General features: G+C 41.8%; 9 protein-coding genes. All 9 read right to left on the reverse strand.

What is annotated here, in order from left to right; all coding sequences use genetic code 11:
- Window positions 1-158: 158 nt before the first annotated feature.
- The gene (locus tag WDA22_08995; protein ID MFA5833600.1) at window positions 159-1,397 is read right to left on the reverse strand and encodes a hypothetical protein; all 1,239 of its coding nucleotides are present in this window, start codon (window positions 1,395-1,397) and stop codon (window positions 159-161) included.
- 4 nt (window positions 1,398-1,401) lie between these two features.
- Window positions 1,402-1,794 carry a hypothetical protein gene (locus WDA22_09000; GenBank protein MFA5833601.1) on the reverse strand — a complete coding sequence of 131 codons (393 nt, stop codon included), beginning with the start codon at window positions 1,792-1,794 and terminating at the stop codon, window positions 1,402-1,404.
- Window positions 1,795-1,809: 15 nt separating this feature from the next.
- Entirely contained in the window at window positions 1,810-2,277 is a 468-nt protein-coding gene (locus tag WDA22_09005) for a hypothetical protein (GenBank protein ID MFA5833602.1), read from the reverse strand.
- Window positions 2,278-2,448: 171 nt separating this feature from the next.
- On the reverse strand, window positions 2,449-3,978 hold the full coding sequence (locus tag WDA22_09010; GenBank protein ID MFA5833603.1) for a hypothetical protein: 1,530 nt from the start codon (window positions 3,976-3,978) through the stop codon (window positions 2,449-2,451).
- A gap of 205 nt (window positions 3,979-4,183) precedes the next feature.
- The gene (locus WDA22_09015) at window positions 4,184-4,813 is read right to left on the reverse strand and encodes a response regulator transcription factor (GenBank protein MFA5833604.1); all 630 of its coding nucleotides are present in this window, start codon (window positions 4,811-4,813) and stop codon (window positions 4,184-4,186) included.
- A 71-nt stretch (window positions 4,814-4,884) separates the two neighbouring features.
- Window positions 4,885-6,060, reverse strand: a complete 1,176-nt coding sequence (locus WDA22_09020; protein ID MFA5833605.1) for a GAF domain-containing protein — start codon at window positions 6,058-6,060, stop codon at window positions 4,885-4,887.
- Window positions 6,061-6,070: 10 nt separating this feature from the next.
- Window positions 6,071-9,196 carry a protein kinase gene (locus WDA22_09025; protein ID MFA5833606.1) on the reverse strand — a complete coding sequence of 1,042 codons (3,126 nt, stop codon included), beginning with the start codon at window positions 9,194-9,196 and terminating at the stop codon, window positions 6,071-6,073.
- Window positions 9,197-9,572: 376 nt separating this feature from the next.
- Window positions 9,573-10,226: a tetratricopeptide repeat protein gene (locus WDA22_09030; GenBank protein MFA5833607.1), complete on the reverse strand. Its 654-nt coding sequence runs from the start codon at window positions 10,224-10,226 to the stop codon at window positions 9,573-9,575.
- A gap of 212 nt (window positions 10,227-10,438) precedes the next feature.
- Window positions 10,439-11,101: a response regulator transcription factor gene (locus tag WDA22_09035; protein ID MFA5833608.1), complete on the reverse strand. Its 663-nt coding sequence runs from the start codon at window positions 11,099-11,101 to the stop codon at window positions 10,439-10,441.
- Between the last annotated feature and the right edge of the window lie 41 nt (window positions 11,102-11,142).

The raw sequence follows: 11,142 nt of genomic DNA on the forward strand, positions 1-11,142 counted from the left end.
CCAGCAAACAAAGAAAAGTCCACAGGTGTGAATGAAGCACAACTTTGAATACACACCATCGTTACGATAAGAAAAATTGTTTCGCAAAGACATCTTGTTCGCAGCAATTTTCTATTCGACAATGCATTAAACATACTGTCTCCGCATTTCATGATTGTTCATAAATGTATCCCGATCACGAAACCGACTGATCCATTCCCGGTGAGCGTTTGTTCCGGAAGTCCTGCTTGCGGCTCGGAAGGAATAACAATTGAAGGGAAATAGGAATAATCCGCCGTGAGTCCGATCGAAAAGAAATCATGGATAAAATAACTCGCCTCTCCAAAGATAATTGCGCTTCCGACCGATTTATTCACATCATTATTGTATCTGACCTCTGTTGACGTTCTGGTGAATTGATAGGTGTTGAAGTTGTTCGTTCCGTTGGTAGTAACGATCCCTACACTACGATGATATTGGATTGCAGCGATCCCGATCCCGACGCCAATCGCAACGTCAACATTCTGAGGAATTTGTTCGACGAAGGGTTTATACTTTCCGATAGCATAATATCCTGTCACGTTAAATTGCTGTTCCTGCCCTGTGGAAGTCTCTACATAAGTATAAAGATTATTGATATTGTTATTGTAAATCGTGTTATACTTTGTCAACTGTACTTTTGGCTCACTACTCCAATGTATCGCAGCGCCGAATTCCCTATCCCGTTCGGGGGAATATGTCACTTGAATCTTCCGCAATAAGTTAACATCACTCGTCCCGCCGCCATACATCCCATTATTACCTTGTCCGGTAGCTTTCCGAAATTCATCCTTTACCCGTGCATACACATGACCACCCTGAACACTCATATGGATCTTTCGATAGTTCAACTCTTTGGAAAATATTCCATAGAGTTTTGTGCGCGCCTCTTTATTTTCTTTAATGCTGCTGTTAAACTCAAGAATAAGTTCATCGCTCGATCCTGAATTGATCAGTACTCCAACACCTCCGCCGACGAGAACTCCAATCAGTGTTGTAAACAACATTCCTGCACCGCCGGCAAATGACTCTTCCAAATATCCTGCCGGCATTCCATCCTGATTTCCGATCAATAATGTACTTGCGTACGTTCCGACAATAGATCCGGCAAGGAATAAATTTCCCTGATGCTCAGCGGGTAAAATGACCATTTTTGACAGGCTGGCAACCGGGAAAAGTTCTGTTCCACTAGATGATGTCAGCACGAGTGTATCATCTTCAATCCCCACGCGAATTCCCATCAGATATCCGCTGACACCAATACCTGTTGTCGTAAAGACAATGGCTCGCAGAGGAGCTCCATCCCGGGAACTCGCCATCTGCGGAAACGAAACAATGCTCACAAGAGCAACAAGCAGAACTATTCTGAAGTTTGTCATACAGTTATATTGAACTGAGAGCAATCATGAGGAGCGTGAACAAAACACCCGACAGGAGTGCAAGTAACAACAACATTGAGCGTCCCGCACTGAATTCGGATCGCTCTATTTTTGCTCCTACAATATTATTTAGATCTATTTGTACACGTTCGTCATAATTGGTAACCCCGTCAATTGTCGTTTTTGTTTCTGTTCCATTTTGCTTCCTGACGATCCGCCCCCCATCATCGTTAAAAGAAACCACAGATCCGTTGTTGAGAGTCAGTGCTACGATCTTTTCCCCTGACCACATTGCCAATTCATCACGTATAATCATGTTGTCGAACGTAGATGTGCATCCAGCAAACCCCATCACACACACTGCAAATATTATTCGTTCGACATTCCGTTGGTTCATAGTTTCCCTTTCATCTCAAGGTAATTCGACTTCCACATCCTGGAAAAAACTTTCATAGCCAAGCCACCCTCCAAGAACGCCAAAGACAAATCCAACCCCGCCTACTGCGGCAGCTGAGATTCCGTTCACAGAAAGTGCCGCCGCTCCTGCACCAAGACCTGCACCAAAACAGCCAGAAATTATCATCAAAATTCCTTCTGCAATTCCCGCTTTTATTGTGTAGGAATGAATTGTTTGGGTTTGAAATATCTCTTCGTCACCCTCCACCTCCAACACAAATTCATTCCCATTAGCACGGATGAGTGTCCCGGTTTTTGGTCCCTCTGCTTTAAAATTCAAAACAATTGTTCTTCCAATTACATCACGCACTAGTTTTTGTATTCTCAAGTTATTCCCTATGGAAGAACCTGAATGCTCTTGTGCAATCACCGATCCAGACGCGATGCAAAAAATTGAGAGTATACAGAGAAACACTGTTTTCATAAATAACCTCACACAAACAATGCGGTATTTCCTAGTGCGTATACAAAAAAGTAATCTTGTGCTTTGAAATCATCCTTTCCTATTGAATCGTAGATCGACGCGATGTCACAACAACGTTCAGGATGACCATAGTACGCGGTGCGCGTCGAAGAATGCTTTGAGACAGCGACATTAGAATTCAACGATTCTCCAAAAGAGAGCGATGTACGGGTGTTGGAAATGAATACCAATACGTAAACTTTCATTCACCGCGTACAGAAGACCAAAATCAAAATCAACCGTCCGTTCTTCTCCATCAAGTCCATCCAAGATGAACGGCGTTTCCCGTAAATAATCTTTCACCACTTGATTCAGCGTTCGATATCGGTACCCGTTGTCTGCCCAGATATTTGCGGCGAGTTTCAAGTCCTTCATTAAGTCATACTCGAAGGCAGCCCAAAAACGAAACGGTACTTTCCCGAGTGCATCATTGGACCATTTATACCCGGCTGCCAGAACATCATCCCTATAGAACGGCAATGTGTTTGTTCTGAAACCAAGATGATAACCCATTTCTCCACGACCTGATTCGAGTGTCCAACGATGTGAAAGCACCACATAGAATTCAGCATAGAAATTATTCTTGTACTGCTTGGAAAGTGCGTTTGAAATTGAAAATGGCGCCGACAGTTCGTTGATCGGTTTTCCACCGACTTTATCCTCTTTAATGAAGCGGGCATATTTCGCTATCACCGATGTCATATCGTGATGGCTGTACATGTCCATTCCGACTGCAGCAGCGATTCGATTGGTGGCGGTCCGTTGATTGTAAAATTGAATAATTGGTTGAAGGTTCAAATCACCGGAGAAATTATTACCAAACGATGTGCGGACCATAAACCGATCTGTAAATCCATATCCGAGCGAGAGGGCACTAATATAGAGCGAATTTGGTTCCAACGGAAATGCGGTTGGATCAAAAAATATGTCAGTCAACACCACATTGCCTCGATAGAATGTCTTCTTCTCTTCTGCCCATGGAACAAGTTTTCCGCCATGATAGCGATTCATATTCTGGATATCTCGTTTATCGACAATGACGTCACCGTATTTAGAACGTACGGTGATATCTTCGATTGTTTCCTTCAACACCGGACCAACATAGCGGCTGCCGTCACGTTTTGTAATCTCCGCCGTTTCTTCCAAAATATCTTTCGTGGGAATCTTCAGAATACCATCGGCAGTTTCGATATTACACATGCCGCTGTCGATACTCGCTATCGATCCTTGAATAATATTTCCATCGATGAGATGAAATCGCTTCGACATTCCTATTTCAAGATATTCAGCAATCAGCAGCGTCTGTTGTTGTCCTTTTGTGGAATTCTGCTGAACCACAGGATTATTTTGTTGCTGCGGTTGCAGTGTTGATGTAGGAGTATTCTGCGCAGGAGCAGTGCGAATAACATCGGATGGTAACGGTGGTGTATCGCTTTGAAATAATGCGATCAGTGTCGCTGCATTCTTCCGACTCAAATCGTTCAATGAAGAACCCCATTTTTGGATCAAATAATCGTTCAGGGCCTGTGCGGTAAATCCCTTTTCAAGCGCCAACGAACGAATAGCCTCGGCTTGTGCTGGTAGAATCCGATCATCTTGAGAAAAGGTTATTGTCATACCAAACATGACCAAAAACAAAAAAAATGGAATAATTGCTTTCATACAAACCTCCGTTATTATTGAGACACACCAACTGCAGTTTTCATGTACAACATGCATGCAAGAATGGCAAAATACAATGACATAATCATGTCATTTTGAAATGCATCGCTTTGCTCCAAAACAAGAAGAAAAAACGAAACCGGCGATTCTTCTTGATGTGAAGAAGGTTTCTTTAAGAATAGTACTACACAACTATTTCGATTGGCTAAACAATATTGTGTTTTATCGCCTTCGCCACAGCTTGTGATTTAGAATGGACGTGGAGTTTCTCGTAAACATGACGAATGTGGTTCCGAACTGTGTCAAGGCTGATAAACAGTTTCTCTGCAATCATACTATAGTTTAAACCTTCGATCAGTTGATTGAGAATCTCTTGTTCGCGTGGAGTGAGTGAATAATTTTCTTTTTCAGTCGGGAATTGTTTTTTAAACATCTCTATGACTTTGCGTGCAATCATCGGAGTCATCGGCATGCCGCCCGCCGCAGAATCTTCAACGGAAGCAAGCAGTTTTTGCGGAGGAGTGTTTTTCAGCATATATCCGTTGGCACCCGCAACAATAGCGTCGAAAATATTCTTACTGTCGTCAAAAACAGTGAGCATAATTACCTGTGTATCGGGATATTTTTTTTTCACGAGGCGAACACCTTCCGTTCCGGATTTGCCGGGAAGTCCGATATCCATTAACACTACATCGACCTCAGTCAGTTTTTTCATCGCTTCTTCTACTGACTCAAATTGACCGAGACAACGAAATCCATCATTATTCCGCAGGATCTGATACAGACCTTCGCGATAATCAACATTATCTTCAACGATTGCGACTCGAATACTCATACAGCTTTTGACCTATCGATCTGTTTTTCCGTTCAACGTACATGTTGATGAAAAAAGAAACAATAGCATTTTCATGTCATTTTTTTAGAAAGTATCAATGTCGTACCTTTTTCTTTTTCGGATACAATTGATAGCTTTGCATCTATTTCTCTTGCACGCTTCTCCATATTTTTCAATCCATGGCCGCCATTTGATACGCTGCCACTTTCGCTTCGATCAAGTTTATATCCGATACCGTCATCGTGAATCATCATTTCAAACAAACCATTATGCAACACAATTTTGATAAAAATATTTCGGGCATGTGAATGGGTCAGAATGTTGTTCAGAGCCTCCTTGAAAATAAGGAATATATTCCGTCGTACGACAACTGATAATTCTTTCTCAACCAGATCCTCTGGAATTGAAACATGATGACGGATCTCCTTTGTACTGCACAAATCGACAGTAAGGTTTTTCAATCGACTGAACAAATCATTGAGAGAATCATGTTCCGGTGCAATCGACCAGACAATATCTCCCATCGTATCGACAGCATTGTGCGATAGGGATGTCATTTTATCGATGGTCTCAATCGCTTGCGGCGGTGCATCACGCAATAATCGTTTTACACTTTCGGCGTAGAGTGCTATGCTACTTAACGACGATGCAATGTCGTCATGTAAATCACGTGCGATGCGTATCTGCATCTCTCGTCTTTCTTCTTCCAGACGGGTATTTTCTATGATATGGGACATTTGTGATGCAATAATAGTCAAGAGTCGTTGATCGTTTTGGTTGAAAGCTCTTTCTGTTGAGTTATAGACTGTGATCACTCCAGTCAGATTTCCTTTTATCATCATCGGTACACACAACAACGAGGAGATCGGTTCTTCCCATGGAATTCGGTTAAATTGAACATTGTGCGCCGGATCGTTCAATAGTAATGGTTGTTTATTCAACAACATCCATCCCAATAATCCTTCGTTAAAATGAAATTTATTATCTTCGCTCGATCGAACGATAATGCGTACCAGCGTTTTCGTTTGTTCAGCATTGTTTTCGTCAACAAGCGTAATAACGCCTTGCTCAGCTTGTAACGCTTGCAACGATCGTTTTACGATGGTCTTCAGCATTTCATTTAAATCCAAACTTACCGCTGCCGCTTGCGCCATTTCATTCAGGACAGTCAATTCCTCAACGGCGCGCGCCAATGCGGTATTCTCTTCCTCTACCGTTGAATAATATTGCCGTTGTTCATTCCTCATACAGTAAGTATTAGTTCAAACCGATATTCGTGAGTAGTTCTGTATACCGTTTATCGTTCCGCAACGTGCCGAGAATCGGTTCGACTTTTAAGAGGATCATTGACCCATCATGTTGGTCGATTCCTTTTTTCATCCACTGAAATGCTGTTTCGTTTTCACCCAAACCGGCATAAATAATTCCTATCCAGTACGGCGATATGTATGTCTTCACAGAATTTTTTTTCAATTCTTCTGCAATTGTACGGGACTCTTTTCTCTTCCCCGAAACGGCGTACGCATATGCAAGCGCTGCAGTCGGTATGGGATGGTTGAGGGAATAGATCCTGGCTTTCTTGAACGCCACAATTGCTTCATCATAACGTTTTTGCTGAAGTAATGCCCCGCCCAATGGGATGTATGCAGCATAAAAACTTGGATCACTTCTCAGTACCGTTTGATACTGATCGATCGCTTCCTGAAATTTTCCCGAAAAATACAGCGTCAGCCCTATTTCGGAACTGATGACGATCGAAAGAGGATCCAATTCTTGCGCATGTTTCCGAGCTGCAACAGCTTCATCAAATCTACCTGTGACTGTTAGAAAATATGCATACCAGCTTTGACCCATTGCATAACTTGGATTAAGCTCCAACGAAGTTCGAAATTCTTTTTCCGCCTCACTCCAGTTCCAATCATAGTGCATCAACGTAAATCCTAACGATGTGTGAGCTTCGGGCAGGGACGCATCGAGTTCAAGAGCTTTGAGTGCCGCTTTTTTTGCCAAGGGATATGCTTCGGGTGGTGGCAGTACATAAAAATTTCCCAGCAGTACGTATGCATCGGCAAGTCCTGCGTATGCCAACGAAAATTGGCTGTCTTTTTGAATTGATTTTTTGAAATATTCTACACTTTGGAGTAAATCTAGCGGAAACCGTTTGTTCCAATAAAATCTCCCCTGCAAATACAAAGTATATGCTTCAATATTTACCTGCCGTCTACTATCAGCATTTTGATTGATCGGAGCTATGAGCTTCAGAGGAAGTGCGTTTGCGACCCGCTTGGCAACATTCGATTGTATATCAAAAACATCCGTCAGTTCACTGTTGTATTCCTCAGACCATAAATGTTCCTGATTGGAGACATCAATTAATTGCACGGTGATCCGGAGTTTCTTGCCCGACTTTCGTACGCTGCCTGTCAAAATCGCTTTCACCTTCAATTCGTTTCCAATTTCCGAGATCTTTTTATTGCTTCCCCTGTATTGTATGATTGATGTTCGTGCAATCACTCTAATCTGTTGAATTTTAGAAAGTGTCGAAATAAGTTCTTCCGTCATACCGTCCGCAAAGTATTCATCCTCTTTATTCGGACTGATATTTGAGAATGGAAGTACCGCTATTCTGTAATCGTTTGAAGGAATCATCAATTCACGAACAACGTCCGTTGGAGCAGTATCACGCAGCATCTCGGTTTGAGAAGATGTATTGTTCAACGGCATGTGTATTGACCCAGGTGAAATATTTTCTTCCTTTTGACTGTTCGTGGAAGCGTTGCTCATCACTGGTGTTTGCGTTATGTTGTCGATTGTGGAATGAACCGTCGTACCGGAAGTATCACGGACAGCGGAAATATTCGCTGATAATACGGGATCATTGTTTTGCCAAAGAAGAAAAGTCACTACACTACTGACAACTATCAACAACGCGATGCCAATCGCTTGAATTTTTTTACGTCTATACGTAAATAACATACGCTCCGTAATTCCGCTGCGTTGTTTTTCCCACGGAAGAACAATTTTATAAATGTCTACAGGAATTTGAATATTTTTTAATTGAGGTCTACCGATTTTGAGCAGAGGCAGATCGATCTTATTCCTGATCTGGCGGGCAACATCTTCCGAAACACAAATACCCCCGGAATCGGCGATCGGTTCAATTCGGGCGGCAATATTCACACCGTCGCCTTGCACTTTATTATCAATATGGATGACATCTCCAATATGAATTCCGATTCGGATGTGGATCTGTTTTTCCGGCGCCATCGAACCATTGTGCTCGCGAATACTTTTTTGTATCTCAACCGCGCACCGTGATGCTTCCAGCGCACTTTCAAATTCCAAAAAGAATGCATCACCGATCGTATCGATTTCTTTTCCGCTGAAATTGGGAACAACCGATCTGACGATCACCTGCTGTTGGGCCAACAGTTCCAATGAAAGCGATTCATTTTTTTGCGCCAAGGCACTGTAACCGACCATATCCGTAAAGACTATTGCGGAAAGTCTTCGTTTCTGTGCCGACGGCAGATTTGAAGCACTCGCCGATGGTGCAATTGACCCTGAAGATTGTTTCTTCCAATACTGACGAAGTTGAATTTCCATTTCACCTGCCGATTGAAAACGATCTCGCGATTCCTTCTTGAGTGCTCTTTCAATAATGAGAACAAATTCCGTCGGCACATCAGGAGCATAACGATGCACGGGAGTACATTCCTCATGTAAGATGGAATACATGACTGCCGCTTCATGCTCCCCGCGAAACGGAAGCCGTCTTGTTGTCATTTCATATAAGACAACGCCAAGGGCAAAGATATCGGTTTGTGAATTTATTTCCTTTCCCAGAATCTGTTCCGGCGCAAGATAAGCAAGCGTTCCAACTCTAACGGATTTCCGTGTTTTGAAAATGGAATCTTTTAATTTTGCCAACCCGAAATCCATCACCTTTACCTGATGTTGATTGGTGATCATGATGTTATCGGGCTTTATATCACGATGAACAATTCCCTTATTGTGTGCCTCTTTTAATGCGGCAATGATATTAATCGTAACATCGATAATTTCATCCAAGGAAAGAGGAGTAAGTGCCATCCGTTGTCGTAGTGTCATTCCCTCAACATACTCCATGGCGATAAATTGTTTTCCATCAGCCTCTTCAAAGTCATAAATAACGCAGACAGTCGGATGATTGATAGAGGATGCTGCTTTCGCTTCCTGCATCAGTCGTTGATTTCCTTCTTCGGTATCAGCGGTGTGCGACGGAAGAAACTTCAGCGCAACAAAGCGGTCGAGTTTTGTATCAATGGCTTTATAAACAACGCCCATGCCCCCTTCACCCAATTTCTCGAGAATAGTATAATGCGATATTGTTTTCCCGATCATTTTGAAAATCCTTTAGAAAGGCGAAGAATTTCGGGGAAAATATTAGAATTGTAAAAGGATCCGGACAGAGAATATAGATTCACTGAGGTCATTCGTCGAAATTTTCGCCGAGACGAACGCATAGGGTATGAGCTTACAAGAGTATTACATCTTTATTACGTGCGGAAAGTTAGAAAATGGGCGTAACAGAAGCAAATTAAAACAAATTTTCACAGTGAAAGTGTTGAAAGGAATTTGTTGAACGGCATTTCGATCGATTTACTACAGTTTCGAATTACGGAAATGGGCTCAGCACCGTCACTATTCAACTACCAATGCACGGGGTGGATTTTTGACCATGATCCTCGAGATTGACCAGGTCAGTTTTTATAAAAATTCACCACGTTTTACCCCGTTGCGTCAACCATTGTTGAATTTCTTCATCGCCAAGTGCGGCTGCTTTTTGATACGCAGCTATTTGCTTCGCGTCGTCACCTTTCATTTCATATGCATGCCCCAAATATTTGTACCCCTCGGACGATTTCGAATTACGATCGATAACTTTTTGGAACATAACAATCGCCTTCTCTGGATTGCGATGATGAAGGTGCACGAATCCTAAATTGAAGTAATGATTTGTTTTTTTGGGATTAAATTTAATCGACTTTTCATAGAGCTGAATGGCTTTATCATAATTCCCCTTTTCATAATATATCACACCTAAATTATTATAAACATCGGACTCCTTAGGATCGAGCTTGATTGCTTGTTCATAGAGCAATATTGCACTATCAATATTCCCTTTTTTATAAAATGCTAACCCTTGATTAAAGTACGGGTTCACATTATTTTTATCAAATTCAATAGCTTTTTGGTAGAACTGTATGGCGCTGTCAAGTTCTCCTTTGTCCATTAAAGCAATTCCTTCTCTATTGTAATCCTTAGAAGACACTTCATCAACTGGCTCTATCAAAAGAAAAATATAAGCAAGAAGAAAAATAGTCCCTACAGCGAATGCAATAATACCTGCTACGGTCAGAAATTTCTTCAATTCTTCTCCAGTAATTTAAGATAGCAATTAACTTCACGATCTTTATTTACATGCCGTATATGAACCCGCAAAACAAGATGTGACAAGGTCTATTTTCAACAATCGGATCCAATAATTGAGCCTTAATGTAAAGATACTTTCAACCAAAAAAAAACGCCAATCGTAAGATTGGCGGGTATGTTGTAAATGGCTTACATGTAGAAAATGTTGTGTTATACTATCTTTTCTTTAATCGTCTTTGCTACTGCATCTGGCAGCGAATTGACATGCAGCTTGCTGTAAATATTCCTGATATGAAAATCGACGGTATGGTAGCTGATAAAAATTTTGTCCGCAATTTTTTTACGGGAGATACCCAGTATGAGAAGTTCAAGAATTTCTTTTTCCCGCTCTGTCAACCCATAATCGAATGCGGGTTTATTTGCTCTTTTAAACGCAGAGAGAATTTTGCTCGCAATATAGGCGTTGATCGGAGCACCCCCTTTCATCGCATCTTCAATGGATTGAATTATCGAATCCGTAGAAGTCGCTTTTAATAAATATCCATCTGCACCGCTCGAAATCGCCTGAAATATCTGCTCTTCATCATCCTGAACCGTCAAAATAAGCACTTTGGTGGATGGAGATATCCGCTTTATTTTTTTGAGTGTAGTAATGCCGTCAATCCCCGGCAGGACGAGATCGAGCAGAAGAAGCTCTGGAGGTGTTTCGTTTTGAAACGCTTGCAAGGTAAGTTCGCCCGTTTCAAATGCTTTACATTCAGTAACCCATGGGATCTGTTGAGCAAGTTTTTCAATGTTTTGGCGGTATACTTTATTATCCTCAACAATCCACAACGAAATAGCACTATTCTTGATATCAGTTATTTCACTCATATCCTTAGAGTATCCAGAATACGAGGTAGTTACAACTACGA

It is taken from the genome of Bacteroidota bacterium (genome assembly GCA_041658205.1).
Lineage (GTDB): Bacteria > Bacteroidota > Ignavibacteria > UBA10030 > UBA8401 > UBA8401.

What these genes read in the sequence shown, in the direction of transcription:
- WDA22_08995 (MFA5833600.1), bottom strand. Translation starts at nt 1,397, where the DNA reads ATGACAAACTTCAGAATAGTTCTGCTTGTTGCTCTTGTGAGCATTGTT.
- WDA22_09000 (MFA5833601.1), bottom strand. Translation starts at nt 1,794, where the DNA reads ATGAACCAACGGAATGTCGAACGAATAATATTTGCAGTGTGTGTGATG.
- WDA22_09005 (MFA5833602.1), bottom strand. Translation starts at nt 2,277, where the DNA reads ATGAAAACAGTGTTTCTCTGTATACTCTCAATTTTTTGCATCGCGTCT.
- WDA22_09010 (MFA5833603.1), bottom strand. Translation starts at nt 3,978, where the DNA reads ATGAAAGCAATTATTCCATTTTTTTTGTTTTTGGTCATGTTTGGTATG.
- WDA22_09015 (MFA5833604.1), bottom strand. Translation starts at nt 4,813, where the DNA reads ATGAGTATTCGAGTCGCAATCGTTGAAGATAATGTTGATTATCGCGAA.
- WDA22_09020 (MFA5833605.1), bottom strand. Translation starts at nt 6,060, where the DNA reads ATGAGGAATGAACAACGGCAATATTATTCAACGGTAGAGGAAGAGAAT.
- WDA22_09025 (MFA5833606.1), bottom strand. Translation starts at nt 9,196, where the DNA reads ATGATCGGGAAAACAATATCGCATTATACTATTCTCGAGAAATTGGGT.
- WDA22_09035 (MFA5833608.1), bottom strand. Translation starts at nt 11,101, where the DNA reads ATGAGTGAAATAACTGATATCAAGAATAGTGCTATTTCGTTGTGGATT.